This window comes from Bradyrhizobium hipponense (genome assembly GCF_008123965.1).
Classification (GTDB): Bacteria; Pseudomonadota; Alphaproteobacteria; order Rhizobiales; family Xanthobacteraceae; genus Bradyrhizobium; species Bradyrhizobium hipponense.
The window spans coordinates 40302-65996 of record NZ_VSTH01000041.1 but is presented as its reverse complement, the minus strand read 5'-3'; the positions used below and the strand labels follow the sequence as shown (position 1 = coordinate 65996).

Here is a 25695-nt window from a genome sequence, read left to right as displayed (position 1 = left end):
CTCATACCGGTTACGTTCGACCGGGGGGCCCATGCGATTTCACTCACCTTCCATCCAGTATTTCCACGCGGTCCGCCGCACCGGCTCGATCCGGGCCGCGGCACGGGTCCTGAACGTCGCCTCCTCTGCGGTCAGCCGCCAAATTCTCAAGCTGGAGCAAGAGGTTGGGTCGCCCTTGTTCGAGCGTAATGCGCGCGGTCTGACTTTGACGACGGTCGGCGAGATGTTGGCCCGGCACGTCATGAACGTGCTCCAGGATCTCGATCGCTTTCGTTCGGACGTGCAGTCGCTGTCAGGCACGTGGCATGGCACCGTCAGCATCGCCTGCATCGAGTCGCTCACCGAATCGGTGCTGCCGGACCTGATCGCCTCGCATCGCGGCCGCGCCCGCCGCGTCAGCTTCACCACCGAGGTGAAGGGATCGTCGGACGTGCTGGAAGCCTTGAGCCGCGGTGAAGCCGATATCGGCATTGCCATGGCGCTGCGGCACCCGCCCGACTTGCGGCAGGCTGCGCTGAAGCGCTTTCGGCTCGGCGCGGTGGTCGCGCGCGAGCATCCGCTGGCACGCCGCAAGACGGTCACGCTGGCCCAATGCCTCGCCTTCCCCGTCATTCATGCCCTGCCGGAGCTGTCGATCTATCACCTGCTCCAGCCCCTGATCGCGCAGCTGCCCGAGACACCTGAACCTGCGATCCAGGTCAACTCGATCGACCTGATGCGCGAGCTCGCCGTGCGCGGCGTCGGCGTTGCATTCCAGACCCAGCTTGGCATCGGCCGGCTGTCGCGCGACGGCCAGCTCGTCTTCCTGCCGCTCGACAATGCCGGCAGCCCGGTGTGGTCGGATCTCGGAATTTATGTCCGCGCCGAACGCACCCTGCCCGACTACACCGAGTCCTTTCTCCAGGAGCTGGTGCGTGACCTCGGCGAGCGCGAGCGGCAGGAGAACGCGGCCTATCCGCACGTTGCGTGATGAAGCGTCGCCGAACCGGCAGTAGTTATCCGGAATATGGCTGGTGGCAGGCCATCTGATACTTGTCGCGGATTAAGCCCGCCGACCCAGACCACCGCCTCCAGGATTCCGCAATGCCGCTCCATCAGCTGAAGCCGTCGCGCGTTCTCGGCATCGAGCGCTTCTCGGACTTCGGCCAATTTCGTGCCAACGAGGTGCTCGGCCTCGGCACCAGCGTGCCGCTTCGCCCGCGGGATTTCTCCTTGTCCCGCGCCATCCTGCCGCTTCAGGACGGGCTGTTCGTGCTCCAGCGCGCCTTTGCCCGCCGCCTCGACGTCGATGTCGGCACCGACCATGGCATCGGCCTCGTGGTCCCGTTCTGCTATCACTCGATCAGCAACGGCCGCGAGATCGACAATTCGACCGTGGGCGTCGTGCGCGGCAGGGTCCCCGTCAAGTGTGTCGAGGAGCATCCCAACACCTACCTGATGATGCGCTTCAACTCGGACATGCGGCATCGCGGCTGGGCGGATTACGACCGCGGGCTCGGATTCTTCCGGCCGCATGACGAGACGATGGCACGCCTGCGCGCCACGATCCTGAACATGTTTCGCCTGGCCGCTGAAGGCAACGATCCCCGGCAATTCGAAGCGCTCAACCGGCCGATCCAGGAGACGCTGCTCGCCTGCCTCGACGCAACCCTCGTGCCGGCCGACGCGCTGGCCGCGCGACGCGGATCGTTCGACAAGCACCGCGGGCTGATCGCGCGTCTCGACGAAGTGGTCGCGTTGTTCGGCAGCAAGCCGCTCTACAGCGACGATCTCGCGAGCGCGCTCGGCATATCCGTGCGCACACTGCAGACCGCGACACACGCGGTGCATGGCGTCAGCCTGCATCATTACCTGCGGCTCAAGCGCTTATGGTCGGTTCGCACGCAGCTGATGACCGGAGGCAACGGACTGACCATCAAAGCCGCAGCGCTCGCGAACGGCTTCTGGCACATGGGCGAATTTTCGAAGGTCTACAAGACGATATTCGGCGAGATGCCGTCCGAGACGCTGGCAAACGCCCGATATTTTGCGGACGCCACGCTTCGCTTCTGACCCCGGTGCGACGACGATTGCCGCCAATCCCGGCGCACTTCATCGCTCAGCCGTGGCCGGACTTGCGCTGCCCGCTCTCGCTGATGCGGTCGACCCAGGCGATGCCGACCGCGGAGATGATGAAGGTCAGGTGGATCAGCACCTGCCACATCACGCCGGTCTCGGTGAAATTGCTGCGCGTCGTGCCGAGATTGCCCGCCTCGATGAAGGTCCTGAGCAGAGAGATCGAGGAGATGCCGATGATGGCCATCGCGAGCTTGATCTTGAGCACGCTGGCATTGACGTGGCTCAGCCATTCGGGCTCGTCCGGATGGCCGCTCAGGTTCAGGCGCGAAACGAACGTTTCGTAGCCGCCCACGATCACCATCACCAGAAGGTTCGAGATCATCACGACGTCGATCAGCCCGAGCACGACCAGCATGATCTGCTGCTCGCTGGCGTCGAACGAGTGCGCGACCAGATGCCAGAGCTCTTTGAGGAACAGCAGCACATAGACGGCCTGCGCGACGATGAGGCCGACATAGAGCGGCACTTGCAGCCAGCGCGAGCCGAAGATGAGTTGGGCAAACGGCCCGATCTGCGGCGGCGCGGACAGCGCCGAAGCTGCTTTGGGTTCAGACGTCATGGATCACTCCGGATTGCAAACAGAAGACGCGCTTCCAAGATTTGGCTTTAGAGACTCGCGATGACCGGCGCGAGCTCGAGCGAGCCGCGATAGATCATCTCGAAGGCGACGTAAACGATGATGGCGAGGCCGACATAGGCGATCCAGCGCTGCCGCTGGAGCACGCGGCCGAGCAGATCGGCGGCAATGCCCATCAGCGCGACCGACAGCAACAGGCCAAAGGCCAGGACATACGGATGCTCGCGCGCGGCACCCGCGACCGCGAGCACGTTGTCGAGCGACATCGAGACGTCGGCGGCGACGATCTGTGCCGCCGCCTGGCCGAAGGTTTTTCGCGGCACCGCCGCAGCGCTTGCGCCGCCGCCGTGGCTGAACGCGAGCTCCCTCCTGTGCGCGGCCTGCTCACGCAGCTCGCGCCACATCTTCCAGCACACCCACAGCAGCAGCACGCCGCCGGCGAGGAGCAGGCCGATCACCTGCAGGAGCTGGGTCGCGACCCCGGCAAAGACGATGCGGAGCGCGGTGGCAGCCATGATGCCGACCACGATGGCACGCCGACGCTGGTTGGCCGGCAGGCCGGCGGCGGCAAGACCGATGACGACCGCGTTGTCGCCGGCCAGCACGAGATCGATGAAGACGACCTGGAGCAGCGCGCTCAGCGCCTCCGCAGTGATGAATTCAGTCATGACTGTTCATTTCTGGATGGGGACGGATCGAGCCATTGCGGTTTCCGCCGCTCGATCCAGTCGAAGACCTTCGAACGGGACGAGCGCAGCGCAGGCACGTCCTCGGCGAGCAACGCAAGCCCAAGCGGCAGCATCCAGATGCCGAGCACCGGCAGGAACGAGAGTACGCCACCGACGATGAGCAGCGCGCCGGAGGGAATCCTGACCCAGCGACTGGACGGTTGCAGCAGATAGGTGACGGTGCCGGCGAAGCGCGGAGGCAGCCGATGAACGAGCTTATCGAGGCGCGGATCGCCGCCGGCCAACGGGCCGGCAGCGCCGTCGGCAGCTGTCGAGGGTTCGTCCGGGGCTACGCTCATGCTCACTCCTCTGAGACGGCGCGCTGTTCGGCGCGCGCATTTGAGACGACCGGCTTTGCGCGCGGCAGCACCAGCGTCAGCAGGCGCAGCAGCTTGATCGCCTGCACTTCGTGGGGATGCACATCCTCGTCTGCCGCCGCGACGCGTTCCGACAGGTCCATCAGATGCGTCGCGAGCGGCAGGTCCGAGACCGGACGCAGCGTGTCGATCACCACATTGGCAAAGTCGGGCTCCTCGAGCCGTTCCGCGAGTTCATCAAAAATTGCGAACAGCCGGTCGTCGGTGATGTGCGGCGCCAATTTGCGATCCCTGACGAAGCGGATCACCTCATCGCGCTCCAACGGCGATACCTGCCGGTCGGCCACCGCGACGAGCGCACCGGCGATCACCAGCGCCGCCGCAGCCTGTTCGTTGAGGCTCGACGGTTCGGTGATCTCGATCGGGTTTGGTTGGTTGGCGTCAGACATCGTTGCTCCCTTATCTTGCGCAAATGGCCGCGCGGAGCTGCGATGGGGACGATTGGGTCGGAGAGACAGGCTAGGCCCGACGATCGGCCGATCCATCGCATTCGCGCGGGACAGGTCATCCGACATCACGAGGTTTACCGACATCGTCGGCGGCCTCGCCAGAGGGGCCCGGATTCTTGTTCGCTCCACACATAAAGATGGGTCTGTCGGAATCAAGGCGGCCATAGTGCGACCAGCGGCCGCATCGGTTCCATGTTGCGGAATGCGGCAAGATCCTCGCGATCGTCCCGGCGAAGGTGCTGAGATATTATTCTTGACTGCTTCAACACCGTCATTGCGAGCGCGGCTCCCTCAATTTGCATTCCCGGGCGCGGGGACACCGAAGCGATCTACCCCACCCGCTCGACCAGATGCGCACGCGAAGGCCCCGGATCGAACCGATCGCCGAAATATTGGGTTTCGTGAGCAACAAGTCCATCGCGGAATTCCATGATGCTCACGACGTAAGACGGCACGCCGTCATAGGACAGGACGAGCTCGGTAATCCAGAGATCGCCGCCGCCGACAATGCGCCGGACCGTGAAGCGCTTCTTGTTGGGCTGTACGAAGCGGCTCTCCTGAATCTTCCTCCGGCCGTGGATGCGCTCGCCAGATTGCGGATAATCGAGCACCGCGTCCTCGCGATAGAGGTTGTGCTCGGCCTCGAAATCGTTTGCGTCGGAGGCTTCCCAATGACGCCTGAGCGCCGCCGATATGGCTCGATCGTCCATCTCCATCTCCGATTCTGGCTTCTGTCATCTCGCGACCGCGGAACGCCATTGAAACCGACGCTCCCGGGACGGAAGATACACCCTGCCGCCTACATCTGATGACCCAGAATTCCAGCGGCAAGGCTGCCCTAGCAACGTCTAACAAGGGCTAACGAGCTAGCGATACGGTTTGGGTGCAGATTAGGCTGCGGGCGACGATCAACGCGCAAGTCGCTCGCGACAGCGGTTCGCAATTCACGTGATCAGCACCGGGGGAAACATCATGGCCCGTCTGCTTTCAGTCAATGTCGGCTTGCCGCGGGACGTGACGTGGCAAGGCAGGACCGTTCATACCGGCATCTGGAAAGCACCGGTCGAAGGCCCGCGCATGGCGCGCCGGCTCAACATCGACGGCGACGGCCAAGGCGATGTGGCGGGGCACGGCGGCGAACACCGCGCCGTCTTCGTCTATCAGGACGAGTCTTACCGGTACTGGCAGAGGCAATTGGGTCGAACGGACCTTGCTTACGGGCAATTTGGCGAGAATTTCACCGTCGAGGGCCTCGCGGACGCGGAGGTTTGCATCGGGGACCGCTACCGGATCGGAAACGCCGTGCTCGAGGTGACGCAGCCACGCGTGACCTGTTACCGCCTCGGCATCCGCTTGAACGAGCCGGAAATGGCGGCCCTGCTCGTCAAGCACGGCAGGCCCGGGTTCTATTTTCGTGTGATCGAGGAAGGGCAGGTACAGGCCGGCGACGAGATCACGCAGGTCGCATCGGGGCCCGAGCGCATGAGCGTGGTCGAGATCAACGCGCTGCTTTACACGCCGGGACATCCCCGTGATCGCCTGGAGCACGCGCTGCGCATTCCGGCGCTGAGCAGCGGCTGGCGTCATTCGTTCGAAGCGCTATTGACCCAGCAGCGCAAAGACGGTGCGGCAACGGGAAATCCCGGACTTGTCGCAGCGTCCGGCCCACCTCCGGCGTGGCGCGGATTGCGCCCGTTTCGCGTAGCGCGCAAGGTGCGAGAAAGCGACAGTGTGGCCTCGCTCGCGCTCGAGCCGACCGACGGACAGCCTGTTGCTGCGGCTCTGCCCGGGCAGTTCGTCGTGCTGCAGCTGACGCCGGATTCCGCGCCGGCGCTGACGCGAAGCTATTCGTTGTCGGGAGAGCCTGGCACCGCGCGCTACCGTGTCAGCGTCAAGCGGGAGGTGCACGGTGCGGCCAGCGTTTTCATCGCCGATGAGCTCCGCGCTGGCGACATCGTGCACGCAAGTGCGCCGCGCGGAGGTTTCACACTGCGGCAGGGCGAGCGGCCTGTCGTGCTGTTGAGTGCTGGCATCGGCGTGACGCCGGTGCTCGCGATGCTTCACGCGCTGGCGGCGCAGGCATCGGCCCGGGACGTCTGGTGGCTGCACGGGACACGCAACGGCCGCGAACATCCGTTTGCGGCCGAGGCGCGCGGACTGCTGGGTGCACTGGCTCACCACCACAGCCACATCTGCTACAGCGCGCCGACACCGGGCGATCGGCCCATCATGGACTTCGATACGGCTGGCCGTCTGGATATGCGAGTGCTCCAGGCTCTCGACGTACCGCGCGATAGTGACTTCTATATCTGTGGGCCGGCAACCTTCATGAGCGATCTGACCTCCGGCCTTGCGACCTCAGGCGTCGCGCCCGATCGCATCCATACCGAGTTGTTCGGCGCGAAGCCGTCCCTGACGCCCGGCATTGCTCCATTGTCGCGGACGCCGCCGCATCTGCCGGTCGGGCCACCCGGCCCGGGACCGAACGTTTCGTTCGGACGCAGCGGTATCAATGTTCGCTGGTCGCCATCATATGGAAGCTTGCTCGAATTGGCCGAGGCCTGCGACGTTCCCGTACGCTGGTCGTGTCGAACGGGGGTCTGCCACAACTGCGAGACCGGGCTCGTGGCAGGAACGGTCAGCTATCGGCCGGACCCTATCGATGCCCCTGCGGACGGCAATGTCCTGGTCTGCTGCTCACGCCCCGAAGGCGACATCGTGATTGATCTTTGATCAGGCGACGCAACTGCACCAACCGTGGAGAGATTCAAATGCGAACCGACATCGTAGAGGGAGCCATCTTCCCGGACTACGAGCTCAGCGATCACACCGGAAAGCATCGAAAGCTCTCTGAGTTGCAGGGTGACGATCCGATGGTGCTCGTGCTGGGTCGCGGCGGTTTTTGTCCAAAGGATCGACGGCAGGCCGAAGGGTTGCTGCAACTGCATCGGGAGATGGAGGTGGGCTACTGCCGCATGGTCACGATCACGACCGACACCATCAGCCAGACCAGCGAGTACCGCAGCGGCGTGGGTGCGCACTGGCCTTTTCTCTCCGATCCGCGGCGTATCGTTCAGAAGGATCTCGATATCGCCGAATATACAGATCCGGTCCACAATCCGATGATTCCGCACGTCATCGTGCTGGAACCCCGCCTTGTCATTCACAAGGTCTACAATGGCTATTGGTTCTTCGGTCGTCCGACCGTCGAAGAACTCCGCCAGGATCTGCGAGCCGTCAGCAGGAAATGCCGTCCGGATTGGGACATCACGGCACCCGGACTCAAAGCACTCTGGGACCAGGGCAAGAAGGAGCATTTTCACCCCTACGGCAAGGCTTACGTCGAAACTCTCGGCGAACGGGATTAGAAGCACCTTCCGGCACCGTCCGTTCGGACGAATGCCGGATTGGAATGTGGATGATCCAGATGAAGCCGAATCCCGGACGTCGCGCCGGCCGCATGGGCGCGCGCCAGATCTACGAAGCCCTGAGAAATCAGATTTTGGCGCGGGTGTACGGGATCGACGGGTTGCTGCCGTCGTCGCGGGCGCTTGCGGGCGAGATGGGCGTGGCGCGCTCGACGGTCACCGTGGCCTATGAACAGCTCGCCGCCGAAGGTTTCATCGAGACGCGCCATGGCGCACGGCCGCGCGTTGCCCGCACCGTCGTCGACCGTGGACGCGCGCGCGCCTCATCCCGGACGTCGGCGCGCAAGGTGCGGCTGTCGGCGTTCGGCGAGCGGCTGCTTCAGGACCCGCCGCGCTGGACCGAGCCGCCGCACAGGCTCATCGCGAACTTCCGCTATGGCGAGCTCTCGGCATCGGACTTCCCGGTACTGGCATGGAAGAAGGCCGTGATTGCTGCAATGGCGCGCAGGCCCGAGCGGCTGGCCTATGACGACCCATGCGGCTCGCTGCGGCTGCGGACCGCACTTCAGGGCTATCTGTGGCGATCGCGAAGCGTTCGCTGCGACGTCGATCAGATCGTCGTCGTGAACGGCTCCCAGCAGGGCCTCGACATCTGTGCGCGCCTGCTGCTCGATGCCGGCGACCGCTTCGTGATGGAGGATCCCGGCTACCAGATGGCGCGGCACACTTTTGCGGCGACGGGCGCCGAGACGGTGCCGATCCCGGTCGACGCGGATGGACTGGAGACGGCCCGCCTCGACGGGGTCGAGGCCCGCCTCGCCTACGTGACGCCATCGCATCAATATCCGCTCGGTGGCGTCATGCCGATCGGGCGCCGGCACCAATTGCTCGCCTGGGCGCGGAAGGCCGAAGCTTACGTGATCGAGGACGATTACGATAGCGAGTATCGCTACGATACCAAGCCGATCCCGCCACTACATGCGCTGGAGGGCAGCGACAACGTGATCTATCTCGGGACCGTCTCCAAGACGCTCTCCCCGACCTTGCGGATCGGCTACCTTATCATGCCCGCTGGGCTGCGACCCCTATTCGCCGCCGCCAAGCAGATAATGGACCGGCACACGCCGCTCACCGAGCAGGACGCCCTCGCCGCGTTGCTGGAAAGTGGCGCCTATGACAGCCACATCAGGCGCGTGCGCCGGCGCAACGCAGAACGCCAGCAGGCACTGGTCGATGCGTTGCACCGCCGCTTCGGCGATCGCGTCCGGATAGAAGGCACGGCCGCAGGCCTGCACGTGGTGGCCTGGTTCGACGGCGTGCCGCAAAAGCGTGAGGATGCCTTGGTCAAGGCGGCTCGCGCCAAGGGCGTTGGCATCTATCCCGTCTCCGCGCTGTTCGTCGGCGTTCGGCGGTCGCGGGAGCCAGTCGGCCTCATCATGGGCTATTCGGCTCTGGAGACTGCGCAGATCGAACGCGGCTGCAAGCTTCTGGCCCAGACGGTCGATGAACTGGACTGATAAAACTTCGCTGAACTGGTCGTTTAATCCAGACCAGGCTTCGGCTATCTCCGGACCAAGAGCGGAGACACACCATGTACATCCCCCCGGCCTTCAAAGACGATATCGAGAGCATCCGGTCCACCATCCGCGGTGCCCGCCTCGCTAGCCTCGTGACGGCTACGACCAACGGTCCGGTCGCCACGCCGCTGCCGCTCTTCCTCGACGAGAGCGAGGGAGAACATGGCGTGCTGTACGGACATGTGGCCAAGGCCAACCCGCAATGGAAGCTGCCGCCGATCGGAGATGCGCTGGCCATCTTCAGCGGTCCCGACGCCTATGTGACACCGTCCTGGTACGCGACCAAGCAGGAAACCGGGAAGGTCGTCCCGACCTGGAACTACGTTGCCGTGCATGCCTACGGCCCGGTCGAATTCTTCCACGAGCCGGAGCGCCTGCTTGAGGCGGTAACTCGGCTGACCAACAGGCACGAAAGTTCGCGCGCAAAGCCTTGGGCCGTCGATGACGCCCCCGCCGATTTCATCGCCGCACAATTGCGCGGAATCGTGGGTTTGCGCATTCCCGTCGTGCGGTTCGAAGGCAAGCGCAAGATGAACCAGAACCGCCCCGAGGCCGACCGTGTCGGCGTCGCACAAGGTCTTGCGGCAAGCGAGAACGCGCAGGATCGCGAGGTTGCGCCTCTCATCCCGCTCTCGGCCTGATGCTCGCGGTCCCCGGAATCCGTTGTCGGGAGCTATCGTCCCGTCAGGTGTGCGTCTCAGCACGCATGTTGGGCAATGCGGCCGTCGATGCAGTACCCGACGCTGGAGCTCGCAGCGGTGTCACGACGGATCGCTGCATCGACGACATCCGAACGCGCCGCAACCGCAGGCAGCGTCCAGGCACCGTCATAGCGCCCGCGCAAGCCTGGGGAACGAAAACATCGCTCCCAACTTGTTGTGTCGCGGAGGAAACGCATGAACCACGTCGCCTATTGCCCCGGCTGCGGCCATGGCCTGGTCCCTATCCTATCCGAGAACGGCCGTGCAAAGCCCCGTTGCTTGTGGTGCGAAAGCCTGGACGCAAGAACGATGGACATGGCGAAGTGGGCCGACAGTCCCTCGGGCAAGCCCGAGCTGATCTCGCGTCAATCCTTCGAATGAGCCGCCCTTCCCGCGTCAGATCCTCGCCGCCAGGCCTTGAGCGGAAACAGGACCGTACTTCAGGGGACGCACAGCAACCGAGCTTCGCGCCGGACGGCGCCGCGGGACGAACAGGCAGTTGACGAGAATCGGCTCGTCATCGCCGAGCGCGGTCCGCTCCCTCGCCAGCAGGCTCATGACCGAACGCATCTTGAGGATCTCCTGCGCCACGAAGCTGCAGTCCTCATACCGGTTGATCTGTTCACGCACGATGGCTTCAGCCTCGAGCATGCTGACGCGGAGCGCCCTAATGGTTCTGCGGATTTCGTTGATACGGTTGTCCATCGCTGCCTCCCAGGTACGGTTGCAGCATAAGAACAAATCATGAACAAAATGTCAATCGATGCGCGGACTGGTCTCGCCCGACTTCCGATCGAGGCCGGCCGGGACCGCAATCCAACTGCTGCGCGGCCGATCCGCCATCGCCGCATCCGCTCGCCGCTGCACTCGCCTTGGCGAGGCTTGCCGACAAATTAGACAAGCTAACTCTGGCTCACTGCGAGCGTTTGCGAGGAAGGCAAACGCAGCACGGAGAATCGACCGACTTAACATCCCGTGCAATCTCGATTTTTCCAATCGGGGCCCGCCGCTAGCAGGCAAACGAATCGATGCGCCGCTCTGCGCCACAACTGGCCCAGAATTCGCAGGGCAGCATCAGGCCCGAGTCTCGCGGCACTCCCCACTAGGCGGATTGCTCGGATTGGAGGATGTCATGAACGTGCATGCTGCGGGCGATCTCAAAACAACTGGCCTCACGCGGCCGGCTGGCGCGCCGCTGCGCCTGAACAGCCAGGATTTCGTCGCGATCGATCGCGACCGGGATGCGAAGTATGAGGCGACCTATCGTCCGCAAGCCCTCTACAACCGTGCGGACGCGGGCTTTCACGCCAACAACGAAACCTTCCTGCTTCATGAAGTCGCGACGAATCTGCCGATCTATCGCCCGGACACCGGCCCCACCGATTTCCATCTCCATCTTCCGCCGGGTAGCTTTCAGCTCGTGCTGGTGACCTCGGGCGCGTTCACCTTCGACTACGATGGACGCTTCTACAATGTTGGCCCAGGCGCAGTGATGCTGCAAAGCGCGATCGTCCACCGCCAGCTGTTTTACACCTGGTCCGGCCTGTCGACCGAAGAGAACCTGAGGACGCCGCAGACGGTGGTGCCGGATCCGATCTCCATGGGCTACTCCGGCAAATTCCTCGAAGCCTTCATCACCGATCCGACGACCTTTCCGAACCCGACAATCGTTGGCCCGGATCAGATCGACGAAGCCGAGACGCCGCGGGTGGCCTGGAGCCATCCGCTGCATGATCGCCCGGCGAATGCAGGCTTCTGGCTTCAGGATCCGCTGGCGCTGGATGCCCTGTTCAAGCCGCTGTCCGATAGTCCGATCAAATCGGCCACGCCAGTTTACGTGCGCGATATCGGCATCGAAATCCCGAGCGGTCATCTCGTCACCGGCCATATCATCGCGACCGACCCGCGCGGCCAGTCGCTGTTGCCGAAGAGCACGTCGACGGCAGCGGACGGCGCCTGTTTTGCCAAAGGCGAGGTCGTCATCTACCGCGTCATTCGCGGCACCGCCGAATTCAGCAACAAGGCTGGCGAGAGCTTTGAGCTCACGGCCGGCGATGTGGTGACGGCCGGCAAAAACGCGACAAGCCTCGTCGGCGTCGGTGAAAACACCCAGGTCCTCCGGCTCGGCCTTCTGCAAGGCATGAACAACCTTCGCAGCTGGACGCCGACCCAGCGTGACGAAATCGACGGCCTGGCCGCTCAGATCATCACACGGAGGGACATTCGTCCCCTGCGCACCGAAGGCAAGCCGGTCGGATATTTGTACGCGTAGGCGCAAGCCTCGCCCGAGCGGCGCTCGTGGCGCCCTACTCCGCCGCTTGCCGCACGTGACGCGCGGTCGGAGTGCGCATGGTGACGAGCTCTTCGGCGGCGGTCGGGTGCAGCGCGAAGGTAGCGTCGAAGTCGGCCTTGGTCGCCTTCATCTTCACGGCGATCGCGACCGCCTGGATGATCTCGGCGGCGGCATCGCCGACGATGTGGCAGCCGAGCACGCGATCTGACGCGCCGTCGACGACGAGCTTCATCAGCACGCGGGTGTCGCGGCCGGACATCGTCGCCTTGATCGGACGGAACGACGTCTTGTAGATGTCGACATGGCCAAACTGCGCCCGCGCCTCGGTCTCGGTGAGGCCGACGGTGCCGACCTCCGGCTGCGAGAACACCGCGGTCGGGATGGTCGAATGATCCACCCTCACCTCGCGCTTGCCGAACACGGTGTCGGCGAAGGCGTGCCCCTCGCGGATCGCGACCGGGGTCAGATTGTGGCGATGGGTGACGTCGCCGATCGCGTAGATGCTGTCGACCGAACTTTTGGAGAAATGGTCGACCGCGATGCCGCCGTTATTCGGATTGATGGCGACGCCGGCCTTCTCCAGGCCGAGATTGGCGACGTTGGGATGCCGGCCGATCGCGAACATCACCTGATCGGAGGCGACGCTCGAGCCGTTCGACAGATGGGTGGTGAATTCCTCGCCATGGCGATCGACCTTGGTCACCGTGCAGGCGGTGAGGATGGTGATGCCCTGCTTCTCCATCTCGGCGCGCACGTGAGCGCGCACGTCGTCGTCGAAGCCGCGCAAGATGTTGTCGCCGCGATAGATCACGGTGACGTCGGAGCCGAAGCCGGCAAAGATGCCGGCGAATTCCAGCGCGATGTAGCCGCCGCCCTGGATCACGATCCGCTTCGGCAGCTTTTTGAGATGGAAGGCCTCGTTTGAGGAAATGACATGCTCGATGCCGGGGATCGAGGCGCCATGGTTGGGCGCACCGCCGGTTGCGATCAGGATGTATTTTGCGGTGATCTTGCGGTCATTCTCGATCAGACGGACGGTGTGCTTGTCCTCGATGAGCGCCCGGCTCTTGACGATCTGCCCGCCGGACTTCTCGACATTGGCGGTGTAGGCCGCCTCCAGCCGCGCGATCTCCTTGTCCTTGTTGGCGATCAATGTCGGCCAGTCGAAGGTCGCGGGCGGAATGGTCCAGCCGAAACCGGCGGCGTCCTCGATCTCGTGACGGACATGCGAGCCGATCACGAAGAGCTTCTTCGGCACGCAGCCGCGGATCACGCAGGTGCCGCCCATGCGATACTCTTCCGCGACCGTCACGCGGGCGCCGTATCCCGCCGCGATGCGGGCGGCGCGCACGCCGCCCGAACCGCCACCGATGACAAAGAGGTCGACGTCGAATTCAGCCATTGTCCACTCCGACCCCTTTCAAGGACTTCTGATCAGATAGTATCGATCAGATCTCCTTGCCACGCTTGCGCATCTCGGCGCGGAAGGCGCCCATCACGGTCTCTGTGAAGTTCTGCGCCCATGAATTCATGAACGCCATGCTGAGGCCGATGGCCTTGGGCTCGGCCTCGACCAGCTTCTTGCCGAGCGGCGACTTGTAGAAGGCAACGAGATCCTTCAGCTCCTGCTCGGTGAACTCGCTGGCATAGACCTGCGCCATGCCTTCTCCGATCTCCTTTTCCCGGCCGTTGAGCTGCTGGGCAACGATCGGCGCCACCTCGTTCAGATCCTTCTGGTAGTTGAGGTTCTGCTGGATCAGCGCGCCCTTGGTCTTCTCGACCATGCCCGGCACCGCGTTGGCGTACATCGCGCTGGCATTCTTCATCGCCAGGATTTCCTTGGCCGCCGCAATCGCGGCCGGCGACGATTTTGGCGCCGCCGCCTGCTGGGCCAGGGCCGGGCCGGCGCAAACGGCCAGTCCCACAGCGAGGGCCGCGGCCGGCAACAATTTCAAAACGCTCTTCATTCCTAGTCTCCTTTCGGCTTTCGCCGTTCAATCACGCGAATTCCCTCGCCACCCGCCAAAACGGCCGAGCTGGCCAAGCCGATAAACAGACCATGCTCGACCACGCCTGGGATCGCGCTCAACGCCGTGGCGAGATGAGCCGGATCCTCAATCCGTCCGAGCTGGGCATCGACGATCCAGTGGCCGCCATCGGTGACGAAAACGTGGCCATCCTTGCCGTTGCGGACCGCCATTTGCCCGGAAACGCCGCACTGCGCAAATGCCTTCTCGATCGCACGCCGGGTTGCGCCGAGCCCGAACGGGATGACCTCGACCGGCAGCGGAAAGCGGCCGAGCGTCGCCACCCATTTGCTGTCGTCTGCAATCACGATCATGCGATCAGAAGCTGCCGCCACGATCTTCTCGCGCAAAAGCGCACCGCCGCCGCCCTTGATCAGATTGAGCGCGGGATCGATCTCGTCGGCGCCATCGATAGTGATGTCGAGATGGTCGATCTCGTCCAGCGTGGTCAGCGGCACGCCGCAACGCACGGCGTCAAGGCGCGTCGCCTCCGAGGTCGGCACGCCGATCACCTTGAGCCCGGCGCGCACGCGTTCGCCGAGCAGCTCGACGAAATGCTTCGCGGTCGAGCCGGTGCCGAGCCCGAGCTGCATGCCGTCACGCACCTCCTCGAGCGCACGCGCCGCCGCCTCCCGCTTCAACTGGTCCATGTTCAAATTGCGTCCGCCTCTGATCCCAAGAGTCCGATCCCAAGAGTGTGCCGCCGGCATAGGCCGCGTTCGGCGGCCTGTGTAGCCTCGTTTTCCCCCGGAGAACAGGGTCTGGGGAACAGGCCTATAAGCTGATCTTATGGGCCCGCCCCTTGCGCCGGTACGGCCGGACCGATAGCGCTTTCGTGCATGACCTCCCCGCACACCATCGTTTTCGATCTCGACGGTACGCTTGTGGATACGGCGCCCGACCTGATCAGCGCGCTGAACCACGTGCTCGACCGCGAAGGGCTGCCGCCGGTGCCGATGCAGTCCGCCCGCAACATGATCGGCGCTGGCGCCCGCAAGCTGATCGAGCGGGGCCTGGAGGCCGAGGGCCGTACCGTCAGCCTCGCGGACATGAACCGGCTGACGGCGGATTTCATCGCCTATTACGCCGACCATATCGCCGTCGAATCCCGGCCCTTCGAGGGGCTGGAGGCTGCGCTCGACCATTTTGCGGCGCAAGGCCACCGTCTCGCGGTCTGCACCAACAAGCTGGAATGGCTGTCGAAGCGGCTGTTGGACCAGCTCGGCCTCAGCCGCCGGTTCGCGGCGATCTGCGGTGCCGATACCTTTGGCGTTCCAAAGCCCGACCCCACCATCCTGCGCGAGACGGTGGCCCAGGCCGGCGGGCGGCTCACGGCCAGCATCATGGTCGGCGATGCCGGACCCGATGTCGGGGTGGCTCGGCGGGCCGGCGTGCCTGTGATCGGGGTCAGCTTCGGCTACACGGACGTGCCGATCGCGGACCTCAAGCCGGACCGGCTGATCCATCACATGCGCGACCTGCCGGCTGCCGCCAGCAGTCTGATGACGGCCAAAGGCCCTGAAATCGCTACGCAATCCCAAGAAGTTCCGCGTTAACCAACGATTAACTATGCGCCGTCCACCGGTTGCGCGGGAAAATCCCCGCCCCTAAGGTCGGTGGGGGGAATGCGGCGGTTCGTCGCAGTGGAAGTGGATGATCATGCGTCGTGTCATCGCGATTGCGTTAGCGGCAGCGAGCCTTTTTGGAGCAACAAGTCTTGGCGGCTGCTCCTCGGTGTCCTGGGACATGTTCAAATCGGCCCCGCCGACCCTCCAGGTCCAGCTCGAATCCAGCCCGCCGGGCGCCGACGCCAATACCTCGCTCGGCCCGGGTTGCAAGACGCCCTGCTCCGTCTCGGTTCCCTCACCCGACGCGCCCTTCACGGTCAGCTACGCCCTGAACAAGTTCCAGCCGGCCAGCGTGCCGGTGAACGTCATCAGGAATCCCGGCGATCTCACCACGCCCGCCTCCGTCACCACCGACCCGAATCCGGTGTTCGCCCAGCTCCAGCCGGCCACCCCACCCAAGCCGGTGAGGAAACCGCACCGGCCGAAGAAGCCGAAACCGGCCGCAGCCGCGGCACCGGCCGCCGCACCGGCCGCGGGGTCGCCGTTCCCCGATCCGAGCGCCGGCAAGCGCTGATCTCCGTGCCGCGCCCGATTGTCCTTGCCACGCCTGATGCTTAGATTGATTGCTTCCACAGCACCGCTGACGCAAAGGTGCGCACCTCGCCGTTAGTGACAAGGCCTGTTGTATGAACGGATCCTCCGCCCTCGCCCAGCTGTCGAGCCCCATGACCGATCCGTTCGGGCGGACCATCTCGTACCTGCGCGTCTCGGTCACCGACCGCTGCGACCTGCGCTGCTTCTACTGCATGTCGGAAGACATGACATTCCTGCCCAAGGCGGACCTGCTGACGCTGGAGGAGCTCGACCGGCTCTGCTCGGCCTTCATCGCCAAGGGCGTGAAGAAGCTGCGGCTCACCGGCGGCGAGCCGCTGGTCCGCCGCAACGTGATGACACTGGTGCGCTCGCTGTCGCGCCATCTCGCAACCGGCGCATTGGGCGAGCTGACGCTGACCACCAACGGCACTCAGCTGGCGAAATACGCCAGGGAACTCGCCGATTGCGGCGTGCGCCGCATCAACATCTCGCTCGACACGCTCGATCCCAAGAAGTTTCGCGAGATCACCCGCTGGGGCGAGATGGACAAGGTTCTGGATGGCATCGAGGCCGCGCGCGCCGCGGGCCTTAGCGTCAAGATCAACGCGGTGGCGCTGAAGAACCTCAACGAGGACGAGCTTCCCGACCTGATGCGCTGGGCCCACAGCAAGGGCATGGGACTGACGCTGATCGAGGTGATGCCGATGGGCGAGATCGGCGCGGGCCGCATCGACCAATATCTGCCGCTGTCGCTGGTGCGCGCGCGGCTCGCCCAGCAATTCACGTTGACGGATCTAGCCGAGACCACCGGCGGGCCGGCGCGCTATGTCAGCGTCGCCGAGACCGGCGGCAAGCTCGGCTTCATCACGCCGATGACCCATAATTTCTGCGAATCCTGCAACCGGGTGCGGATCACCTGCACGGGAACACTGCACACCTGCCTCGGCCACGAGGATGCCTCCGATTTGCGCAAGCCGCTGCGTGCCTCCAGCGAAGATGTGCTGCTTGCGGATGCGATCGACCGCGCCATCGGCCTGAAGCCCAAGGGCCACGACTTCATCATCGACCGCCGCCACGACCGCCCCAGCGTCAGCCGCCACATGAGCGTGACCGGCGGGTAGCGGTTATCCGCGACGGGAGCCTTATTCCCCTTAACTATCAACAAACTTCCGATTGACTGGCAGCACGCTCGCTGGTTTGGTGCGGCTGCTCATGCCTGCGCGGCGAGACAAGCCACGCGCCACTCGGCGCAGTCAAGACGGCCGGGGCAAAATCGGGGGAGGACCTATCGTTGCAAGCGCTCCTAAAGCTGAGCCATGGAATTGACGCGTTCACACGTTGGACGGGCAAGCGTCTGGCATGGCTGATCTTGGTTGCCGTGATCATCTCGGCCATGAATGCGATCGTCCGAAAGACGTTCGATACATCCTCCAATTCCTGGCTCGAGCTGCAATGGGTGCTGTTCAGCATCGTCTTCCTGCTGTGCGCGCCCTGGACGCTGCTGGACAACGAGCACATCCGCATCGACATCATCAATAACATGTTGCCTAAGACGGCTCGCAACGTGATCGATATCATCGGCCACGCGGTCTTCCTGCTGCCGCTGACGGTGGTCATGATGATCACCGGCGTACCGTTCTTCCAGCGCTCGTTCCAGCTCAACGAGCAGTCGGGCAACGCGGGCGGCCTGCCGCAGTGGCCTGCCAAGTCGCTCATTATGATCGCGTTCGCCTTCCTATTCGTTCAGGGCATCTCCGAGCTGATCAAGCGCATCGCAATCATGCGCGGCATGATCCCCGACCCTCACGAGTCGCAGGTGTCGGCAATCGAGGCGGAGGTCGAGCACCTCGTCGAGGCCATCGAGAAGAAGTAGCGCCGGCGGCGTTTGAGGGGGAATTTGATGACCGCGTTTCTTATCGCCAATATGGCGCCGATTATGTTCGCGTCGCTGGTGGTCGTGCTGCTGCTCGGCTATCCCGCTGCATTCTCGCTCGGCGCCGTCGGCCTGATCTTCGCCGTGGTCGGGATTCAGCTCGGCCAGTTCCACCCCGACTTTCTCCAGGCCCTGCCCGAACGCGTCTACGGCGTGATGAACAACGACACGCTGCTCGCGATTCCGTTTTTCACTTTCATGGGATTGGTGCTCGAACGCTCCGGGATGGCGGAGGATCTGCTCGACACGATCGGCCAGTTGTTCGGCACCGTCCGCGGCGGCCTCGCCTATGCCGTGGTCTTCGTCGGCGCACTGCTTGCGGCGACGACAGGCGTCGTCGCGGCGTCGGTGATCTCGATGGGCTTGATCTCACTGCCTATCATGCTGCGATACGGCTACGACCGGCGCATGGCGACCGGCATCATCGCAGCTTCCGGCACGCTGGCGCAGATCATTCCGCCCTCGCTCGTCCTGATCGTGATGGCCGACCAACTCGGCAAGTCCGTGGGCGACATGTACGAAGGTGCGTTCGTTCCGGGCCTGGTGCTCGCGGGCCTTTATGCCCTCTACGCATTCCTCGTGACCGTGATCTTCCCGAAGGCCGCCCCGGGCCTTCCCAAGGATGCGATTGGCTTTCGCGAGGACAGCGGTAGCCGGGGTCTGGCCTCGCTCGGTGTCCTGTTCCTGGCGAGCTGCGTCTTCGGCTGGTTCATGATGCGGAGCTCGGAGAGCCATGGCGCCGACTACGTCGTGCTCAGCATGTTCTTCGGCATCCTATTCGCGTTCTTCGTCGCCATCGTGAACTGGATCATCGACAAGCTTACGGGCTTCCGTTTCCTGTCGAAGCTGGCGCAGCAGACGACCTTCGTCATGGTGCCGCCGCTGTTCCTGATCTTTCTGGTGCTGGGCACGATCTTCATCGGCCTCGCCACGCCGACCGAAGGCGGCGCGATGGGCGCGACCGGCGCACTCATTCTCGGCGGTATGAAGCGGCGGCTGAGCTGGGACCTGATCCGCCAGGCCATCGAATCGACGGCGAAGCTGTCCGCATTCGTCGTCTTCATCCTGGTCGGCGCCCGCGTGTTCTCGCTGACCTTCTACGGCGTCAATGGCCATGTCTGGGTCGAGCACCTGCTGACCTCCCTGCCCGGCGGACAGATCGGATTCCTGATCTTCGTCAACGCCTTCGTGTTCGTGCTGGCGTTCTTCCTCGATTTCTTCGAGCTTGCCTTCATCGTGATCCCGCTGCTCGGGCCCGCGGCTGAGCATCTCGGTATCGACCTGATCTGGTTCGGCGTCATCCTCGGCATCAACATGCAGACCTCGTTCATGCATCCGCCGTTCGGATTTGCGCTGTTCTACCTGCGCTCGGTCGCGCCGAAAGAACGCTATACCGATCGCGTCACCGGCAAACGCATGGACCCGGTCACGACGGGGCAGATCTATTGGGGCGCGGTGCCGTTCGTCGTCATCCAGATCATCATGGTGCTCATCGTCATCGCGTTCCCTTCGATGGTGATGCACTACAAGGGCGTGCAGTCCAACATCGATCCGAACACCATCAAGATCGAGATTCCGCAGATCGAGCTGCCGCCGCTCGACTTCGGCCAACCGAAACAATAGAGCTGGTGTCGCCCGCAAAAAAAGAACCCGGAGCCACAGCTCCGGGTTTTTCGTTTGGCCAACGGCGCGCTGCGGTCAGCTCTGCGAGTTGCGCGCCATGAAGTTGTCGTAGCCGACTTCGGCGACCTGGAACCACTGATATCCGTTGGTTGAGAAGGCCGTCAGCGAGTCGTACACCTTCTTGAAATCCGCATTGGTGGACGCGACTTCGGTGTGCAGTTCCTTTGCGGCCTTCAGGCAGGCCTGCATGATCTCCGGGGAGAACGGATGCAGCTTGGCGCCCGCGGCGAGCAGGCGCCGCAACGCCGGCGGGTTGGACTGGTCGTACTTGGCCATCATCCAGTTGTTGGCAAAGTGGCCCGCCTGCTCGAGGACGCTCTGGTAGTGCTTCGGCAGCGCGTTCCACTTGTCCTGATTGACGAAGGCGAGAAGCATCGGGCCGCCTTCCCACCAGCCCGGAAAGTAGTAGTGCGGCGCGACCTTGACGAAGCCGAGCTTGTCGTCGTCATACGGTCCGACCCATTCGGCGGCGTCGATGGTGCCCTTCTCGAGCGCCGGGTAGATGTCGCCTCCGGCGATCTGCTGCGGCACCGCGCCGAGCTTCTGCAACACGCGCCCCGCAAAGCCGCCGATGCGAAATTTGAGGCCGCTGAAGTCCTGGGGCACTTTGACTTCCTTGCGGAACCAGCCGCCCATCTGACAGCCGGTATTGCCGGCAAGCAGCGAGACGACGTTGTACTTCTTGTAGAACTCGTTGAGAACTTCCCGCCCGCCGCCCAGCATGTACCAGGCCTGGTTGATGCGCATGTTCGGTCCGAACGGCACCGCCGAGCCGAACGTAAAGGTCGGGTCCTTGCCGAAATAGTAGTAGGACGCGGTGTGGCCGATCTCGCAGGTGCCGTTCTGCACTGCGTCGAGCACTTGCAGCCCGGGCACGATTTCGCCGCCCGCGAACGTCTGGATCTGGAATTTGTTGTCAGTCGCTTCCGCCACCATCTTCGCCATCATCTCGGCGCCGCCGTAGAGCGTGTCGAGCGATTTCGGCCAGCTCGTCGGCATGCGCCACTTGATCTCCGGCGTCGACTGCGCGATTGCAGGAGCGGCGAGCGTCACCGCACCCGCTGCACCAAGCCCTGTGACCTTGATGAAGTCTCTTCTCTTCATGATTTCCTCTACCTTGATGGATTGTGATTATGGGCCTTCTTGCCGAGGCTTCGAGACAGCATGGAACATGTGTCATCCGATTTCCATCCCCACGAAGGTAAGGGACACAAAATGCCCAGCTCCCCCGCCAACCCCGTCCTGCTACTTTAGGCTTAGACGGCCAGCGGCCATGGCCGTCCAATCATGTTCCGCCAGTGCATGACACGTGAGCCGGGCGCGTGACAGGCGCCGGAAACACGGGCATACCGGATCATCCTCGAAAACCATGGTCCGCCGCTCATGTTCCGATCGCACTCTGCTCCATCGCTCGTTGGTCCGTTGCTCGCGTCGCTCTGGCTGGCATGTGCCGCAACCATCGCGCATGCCGAGCCCATCCCTGACGTCCATGCGCTGGCGCAAAAGGAGCAGCAGCCGCTGCTCGACACGCTGCGCGATCTCGTCAGCATCGAATCCGGCAGCAAGGACCTCGACGGCCTGAACCAGATCGCCGAGCGCGTCGCCGCGCAGCTCAAGCAGCTCGGCGGCACGGTGGAGATCCTGCAGCCCACCGAGATCTATCGCCTCGACGACACGCCCGAGAAGATCGGCCCGGCCGTGCGCGCCGTCTTCAAGGGCACCGGCAGCAAAAGGATCATGCTGATCGCCCATATGGACACGGTGTACCTGAAAGGCATGCTGAAGGACCAACCGTTCCGCATCGACGGCGACAAGGCCTACGGCCTCGGCATTGCCGACGACAAGCAGGGCGTCGCGCTCATTCTCCATACCGTGGCGTTGCTGCAGAAGCTGAATTTCAAGGATTTCGGCACACTCACAGTGCTCACCAATGGCGACGAGGAGATCTCCTCGCCCGGCTGGCGCAGCACCATCACCCGGTTCGCCGCGGATCAGGATGTCGTGTTCTCGTTCGAAGGCGGTGGTACCGACGGCACGCTGCGCCTCGCCACCAGTGGCATCGGCTCGGCCTATCTCACGGTGCAGGGCAAGTCGTCGCATGCGGGCGCACGGCCCGAGGGCGGCGTCAACGCCCTGTACGAGCTCTCGCACCAGGTGCTCCAGATGAAAGACCTGTCCAGGCCCGAGCAGGGCCTGAAGCTCAACTGGACGGTCGCCAAGTCAGGTACCAACCGCAACGTGATCCCTGCCGAGGCCACCGCCCAGGCCGATGCGCGTGCGCTCAAGGTGGCGGATTTCGACGAGCTGGAAAAGGCGCTGCGGGACAAGATCAGGAATCGTCTGCTGCCCGACTCAAAGGTCGACCTGAAATTCGAGGTGCGTCGCCCGCCGTTAGAGGCCAACGACGCCTCGCGCGGCGTGGCGGCCTACGGCAAGACGATCTATCAGGAGCTCGGACTGTCCCTCAAGGTCGACGAGAAGGCGACCGGGGGCGGCACCGACGCCGCATTTGCCGCGCTCAAGACCAAGGGAGCGGTGGTGGAAGGCATGGGCCTGTCGGGCTTCGGCGCGCACTCCAACGATGCCGAATATGTGCAGCTCAACAGCATCGTGCCGCGTCTTTATCTGGCCACGCGCATGATCATGGATCTGTCCACCGGCAAGCTGAAATAGCGCCTTCTTCCTTCTCCCCTTGTGGGAGAAGGTGGCATAGGCGGCCTTCGGCCGCCGTTCTTAAGAACGCCGATGCTTCGCATCGGCTATGGCGCCGGATAAGGAGTCTTCTCCGAGCGCTCAATTGAGAGTGGGACTCGCGGAGCGAGACCCCTCACCCGTCTCGCCGCTATCGCGGCGAGCCACCCTCTCCCACAAGGGGCAGGGCGATCGCATATGGCGTTATGGGCGGCCTGAGCGCGCGCCTCGTCCTTCGAGACGACCGCTTCCCGCGGTCTCCTCAGGATGAGGCTGAGCGGGATCGGCGCCCGTTGAAACCGCTGCCGCGCACTCCATCCTCATCCTGAGGGCCCGCCCCTAGGCGGGCGTCTCGAAGGATCGGCCAGAACAAGATCAGCCCATATGCGATCGCCCTGCCACAAGGGAAGAGGGTGCAGCGTTAGTGCCGGGCAGGTCCTTCTCTGCGACCATTGCTTCCTCCGCCAACCGAAACCGCAGCGTGAACTCCGCGCCGCCGCCCGCGAGGTTCGCAACCTCCACTGTGGCGGCATGATCGTCCGCGACGGCACGCACGATCGACAGCCCCAGGCCGGCGCCGTCGGTGCGCTGGCGGTCGGCGCGCCAGAAGCGCTGGAAGATCAGCTCGCGCTCGGCCTCCGCGATGCCCGGGCCGCAATCGCGCACATGCACCGAACCGTCGTCCCGTACCTCGACGTCGACGGAGGTGTCCTTCGCCGTGAACTTGATGGCGTTTTCGGCGAGGTTGAAGATCGCGCGCTGCAGCATCTCGGAATTGCCGTGAATCATCACGGGCACCTCGCTGCCCTTGAGTGCGATGTCCTTGTGCCGGGCCAGCGCGAACGGCGCGATCGCGCCGACCACCTCGGCGCAGACGGCGCGTAAGTCAGCGGTCTCGCCGGGGTCGAGCACCAAGGTGTCGAGCTCGGCAATCTCCAGGAGCTGAGCCACGATCCGGCTCATGCCCTCGATATCGGCGTGCAGTGCCTGCTTCGCTGCACCATCGTGAAGCGTCTCGATCCGCGTCCGCAGGATCGCAAGCGGCGTGCGCAATTGATGCGCGGCATCGGCCGTGAACTGCCGCTGCACCCGAAAGCCGCCGTCCAGGCGATCGAGCGCCTGGTTGACCGCGGTGACCAGCGGCATGATCTCGCGCGGGATCTGCTCCGTCGGCAGGCGGATGTCGGTGCGGGCCGGTCCGATATTGCTGGCCTCTTCCGAGGCCTTCCACAGCGGCGCAATCGCGCGGCGGAAGATGATGATGTCGGTGGCGAGCAGGATCAGCAGGATCGGGATGGTGATCCATCCCACGCGCCGGAAGAAATTCGAGACGATATCGTCGATGATGACATCGCGATGCGCGAGATCCTCGGCAACCTGGATGCGCACCGTCTTGCCGCTGATGTCCCGGGTGACGCCGGCGCCGGAGATGGTCTCGGAGAGTGGCGCCGCTGCGGCAGCGCCGGCGCGCCGGTGCGAGGAGAACAGCAGCCGGCCTTCGGCATCGCGAATGTCGTACCGATAACGACCGTAAGCGTCTGAATAAAGCCCTCGCAGGCTGTCCGGCAGGTTGAACGTCAGCGTGCCGTCCGGCTGCGCGACGATGCGCTCGGCGAGTACTTCGGCCTGCGCACGCATGGCATCGCGATGCAGCAGGTCGATCTCCGAATTGAGCAGCCAGAACAACACCAGCGGCAGGAAGATCGCGACCACCGCGACCGCGACGATGTGCAGGAACACGATGCGCCAGATCAGCGATTTGAACGTCGGCGATCTCGCGTAGAGCCCGGCATAGGATCCGACATGGGATCTGACCTGGGATCTGACCTGGGCCACGCTTATTTCTCCTCGGCCATGAGATAGCCGACGCCGCGAATGGTATGGATCACGACCCTGGCGCCGTGCTCGGCCAGCTGCTTGCGCAATCGCGAGACATAGACCTCCACCGCGTTCGAGGCGACCTCGCCTTCGAGCCCGAAAATGTGGTCCTCGACATTCTTCTTCGGCACCACACGCCCCTGCCGCCGCAACAGGATCTCCAGCACCGAGGCCTCGCGCGCCGAGATGATGCGCGGCTGGTCGTCGACGAAGATCTGACGGCTTTCAGTGTCGTAGACGAGATTGGCCAAATGGAGCGAGCGGCCGAGCAGCTGGCCCGGACGGCGCAAGATCGCCTCCAGCCGCGCCACCAGCTCCTCCATGGCGAACGGCTTTGCGAGGTAGTCGTCCGCACCGCTGCGCAGGCCGTTGACGCGATCCTGCACGCCGCCGCGCGCGGTCAGCACCAGCACCGGCAGCGGATTGCTCTGTCGGCGCTGCTCGCGCAGTACCGAGAGGCCGTCGCCGTCGGGCAGCCCGAGGTCGAGGATCATCGCAGCGTAACTGACGCTGCCCACCGCCTCGCGCGCCTCGGCGGCGCTGCTCGCGATGTCGCTCTCATAGCCGGCCGCCGCCAGCCCGCTGGCGACCAGCCGTGACAGTTCGGCATTGTCCTCGACGATCAGAAGACGCATCGTAGTCCCGCCGGATGGTTCGATATCAGCACGCGGCTTGCGCCGCATCTTCGCTCTCTTCCACCATTCGGGGCGCGTCGGCCAGCGAAAAAATGAGAACCGCTGACCTTCTGGTGCCTTGTCAGTTTCATGTATGCCAAAATGGGGAGGCACCCACACGGTCGCGTCGTCAATCCGAAATCTCGTGCTTGATCGGACATTGCTGCAGCGGAGACCACGCCCTGAACGGGCACTTCCCCTGAGGGAGTGAGTTAGCCGGTCAGCGGATCGTTGCAGTAAGGTGCCAACAATCTGCGGATAGTAGTGATCTCAATGTTAGCCGTGTCCGTGGTAGTGGCGCGCGCGGCGGCGTCCTCGACGCGGAAGAAGTCGGGCAATTGGCGTACCTGTGAATAGAGGGCTGCGCTGAAGGAGCAGAGGGCTCGACTCTTGGTTGCAATATGGCCACAATGGTATTGCGGGACCTTCAAGGCCCTCGCAAGACGTACCCAGAGAAGA

The 25695-nt window shown here is 64.0% G+C and carries 25 protein-coding genes; 13 read left to right on the top strand and 12 right to left on the bottom strand.

The features are described 5' to 3' along the window. Positions 1–31: 31 nt before the first annotated feature. Complete coding sequence (locus FXV83_RS13020) at positions 32–970, top strand: LysR family transcriptional regulator (RefSeq protein WP_148739574.1); 939 nt, start codon at positions 32–34, stop codon at positions 968–970. A 113-nt stretch (positions 971–1083) separates the two neighbouring features. Then, positions 1084–2052, top strand: a complete 969-nt coding sequence (locus FXV83_RS13015; protein ID WP_148739573.1) for a helix-turn-helix domain-containing protein — start codon at positions 1084–1086, stop codon at positions 2050–2052. A 46-nt stretch (positions 2053–2098) separates the two neighbouring features. On the opposite strand, the gene FXV83_RS13010 is transcribed toward FXV83_RS13015, so the two are convergent. From FXV83_RS13010 to FXV83_RS12990, 5 genes are all read right to left on the bottom strand, one after another. Continuing rightward, on the bottom strand, positions 2099–2677 hold the full coding sequence (locus FXV83_RS13010) for a TIGR00645 family protein (RefSeq protein WP_148739572.1): 579 nt from the start codon (positions 2675–2677) through the stop codon (positions 2099–2101). A gap of 47 nt (positions 2678–2724) precedes the next feature. Then, positions 2725–3363 carry a TerC family protein gene (locus FXV83_RS13005; protein ID WP_148739571.1) on the bottom strand — a complete coding sequence of 213 codons (639 nt, stop codon included), beginning with the start codon at positions 3361–3363 and terminating at the stop codon, positions 2725–2727. After that, on the bottom strand, positions 3360–3722 hold the full coding sequence (locus tag FXV83_RS13000) for a hypothetical protein (protein ID WP_187435863.1): 363 nt from the start codon (positions 3720–3722) through the stop codon (positions 3360–3362). The genes FXV83_RS13005 and FXV83_RS13000 overlap by 4 nt, the downstream gene beginning before the upstream one ends. A gap of 2 nt (positions 3723–3724) precedes the next feature. Then, complete coding sequence (locus FXV83_RS12995) at positions 3725–4189, bottom strand: tellurite resistance TerB family protein (protein ID WP_148739569.1); 465 nt, start codon at positions 4187–4189, stop codon at positions 3725–3727. Between the two features lie 389 nt (positions 4190–4578). After that, the gene (locus tag FXV83_RS12990) at positions 4579–4959 is read right to left on the bottom strand and encodes a nuclear transport factor 2 family protein (RefSeq protein WP_148739568.1); all 381 of its coding nucleotides are present in this window, start codon (positions 4957–4959) and stop codon (positions 4579–4581) included. A gap of 262 nt (positions 4960–5221) precedes the next feature. Here FXV83_RS12990 and FXV83_RS12985 point away from each other — a divergent pair, with 262 nt between their 5' ends. From FXV83_RS12985 to FXV83_RS12970, 4 genes are all read left to right on the top strand, one after another. Beyond that, positions 5222–6982 (top strand): MOSC and FAD-binding oxidoreductase domain-containing protein, encoded by a 1761-nt coding sequence (locus tag FXV83_RS12985; protein WP_187435862.1) that lies wholly within the window; start codon positions 5222–5224, stop codon positions 6980–6982. Between the two features lie 38 nt (positions 6983–7020). Next, positions 7021–7617 carry a redoxin domain-containing protein gene (locus tag FXV83_RS12980; RefSeq protein ID WP_148739567.1) on the top strand — a complete coding sequence of 199 codons (597 nt, stop codon included), beginning with the start codon at positions 7021–7023 and terminating at the stop codon, positions 7615–7617. 50 nt (positions 7618–7667) lie between these two features. Then, the gene (gene pdxR / locus FXV83_RS12975; protein ID WP_148739566.1) at positions 7668–9134 is read left to right on the top strand and encodes a MocR-like pyridoxine biosynthesis transcription factor PdxR; all 1467 of its coding nucleotides are present in this window, start codon (positions 7668–7670) and stop codon (positions 9132–9134) included. A gap of 74 nt (positions 9135–9208) precedes the next feature. After that, entirely contained in the window at positions 9209–9835 is a 627-nt protein-coding gene (locus tag FXV83_RS12970; RefSeq protein WP_148739565.1) for an FMN-binding negative transcriptional regulator, read from the top strand. A gap of 456 nt (positions 9836–10291) precedes the next feature. On the opposite strand, the gene FXV83_RS12960 is transcribed toward FXV83_RS12970, so the two are convergent. Then, on the bottom strand, positions 10292–10600 hold the full coding sequence (locus tag FXV83_RS12960; protein WP_235939518.1) for a hypothetical protein: 309 nt from the start codon (positions 10598–10600) through the stop codon (positions 10292–10294). 427 nt (positions 10601–11027) lie between these two features. On the opposite strand from FXV83_RS12960, the gene FXV83_RS12955 reads away from it, so the two are divergent. After that, positions 11028–12167, top strand: coding sequence for a hypothetical protein (locus FXV83_RS12955; protein WP_148739563.1), 1140 nt, complete (start codon positions 11028–11030; stop codon positions 12165–12167). Between the two features lie 34 nt (positions 12168–12201). Here FXV83_RS12955 and gor read toward each other — a convergent pair whose 3' ends face one another. Genes gor through rpiA form a run of 3 tightly spaced genes read right to left on the bottom strand, consistent with a single transcriptional unit; the run spans position 12202 to position 14871 of the window. After that, on the bottom strand, positions 12202–13590 hold the full coding sequence (gene gor, locus FXV83_RS12950; protein ID WP_148739562.1) for a glutathione-disulfide reductase: 1389 nt from the start codon (positions 13588–13590) through the stop codon (positions 12202–12204). Between the two features lie 46 nt (positions 13591–13636). Continuing rightward, complete coding sequence (locus FXV83_RS12945) at positions 13637–14155, bottom strand: DUF2059 domain-containing protein (protein ID WP_148739561.1); 519 nt, start codon at positions 14153–14155, stop codon at positions 13637–13639. A 2-nt stretch (positions 14156–14157) separates the two neighbouring features. Beyond that, positions 14158–14871, bottom strand: a complete 714-nt coding sequence (rpiA, locus tag FXV83_RS12940; RefSeq protein WP_148739560.1) for a ribose-5-phosphate isomerase RpiA — start codon at positions 14869–14871, stop codon at positions 14158–14160. A 183-nt stretch (positions 14872–15054) separates the two neighbouring features. Here rpiA and FXV83_RS12935 point away from each other — a divergent pair, with 183 nt between their 5' ends. The 5 genes from FXV83_RS12935 (at position 15055) to FXV83_RS12915 (ending at position 19933) form a co-directional block, all read left to right on the top strand. Beyond that, a complete protein-coding gene (locus FXV83_RS12935) occupies positions 15055–15771 on the top strand; it encodes an HAD family hydrolase (RefSeq protein ID WP_148739559.1) in 717 nt (238 codons plus the stop codon). A gap of 103 nt (positions 15772–15874) precedes the next feature. Further along, positions 15875–16357: a hypothetical protein gene (locus FXV83_RS12930; RefSeq protein ID WP_148739558.1), complete on the top strand. Its 483-nt coding sequence runs from the start codon at positions 15875–15877 to the stop codon at positions 16355–16357. A gap of 112 nt (positions 16358–16469) precedes the next feature. After that, positions 16470–17498, top strand: a complete 1029-nt coding sequence (moaA, locus tag FXV83_RS12925; RefSeq protein WP_148739557.1) for a GTP 3',8-cyclase MoaA — start codon at positions 16470–16472, stop codon at positions 17496–17498. A 170-nt stretch (positions 17499–17668) separates the two neighbouring features. Next, entirely contained in the window at positions 17669–18250 is a 582-nt protein-coding gene (locus FXV83_RS12920; protein ID WP_148739556.1) for a TRAP transporter small permease subunit, read from the top strand. 27 nt (positions 18251–18277) lie between these two features. Next, the gene (locus FXV83_RS12915) at positions 18278–19933 is read left to right on the top strand and encodes a TRAP transporter large permease (RefSeq protein WP_148739555.1); all 1656 of its coding nucleotides are present in this window, start codon (positions 18278–18280) and stop codon (positions 19931–19933) included. Between the two features lie 75 nt (positions 19934–20008). Here the strand turns inward: FXV83_RS12915 and FXV83_RS12910 are convergent, their stop codons facing one another. Continuing rightward, positions 20009–21097 (bottom strand): TRAP transporter substrate-binding protein, encoded by a 1089-nt coding sequence (locus FXV83_RS12910; protein ID WP_148739554.1) that lies wholly within the window; start codon positions 21095–21097, stop codon positions 20009–20011. A 279-nt stretch (positions 21098–21376) separates the two neighbouring features. On the opposite strand from FXV83_RS12910, the gene FXV83_RS12905 reads away from it, so the two are divergent. Further along, positions 21377–22666: a M20/M25/M40 family metallo-hydrolase gene (locus tag FXV83_RS12905; protein ID WP_148739553.1), complete on the top strand. Its 1290-nt coding sequence runs from the start codon at positions 21377–21379 to the stop codon at positions 22664–22666. Positions 22667–23059: 393 nt separating this feature from the next. Here the strand turns inward: FXV83_RS12905 and FXV83_RS12900 are convergent, their stop codons facing one another. Continuing rightward, the gene (locus FXV83_RS12900) at positions 23060–24520 is read right to left on the bottom strand and encodes a sensor histidine kinase (protein WP_148739552.1); all 1461 of its coding nucleotides are present in this window, start codon (positions 24518–24520) and stop codon (positions 23060–23062) included. Positions 24521–24522: 2 nt separating this feature from the next. Next, positions 24523–25197 (bottom strand): response regulator transcription factor, encoded by a 675-nt coding sequence (locus FXV83_RS12895; protein ID WP_148739577.1) that lies wholly within the window; start codon positions 25195–25197, stop codon positions 24523–24525. Between the last annotated feature and the right edge of the window lie 498 nt (positions 25198–25695).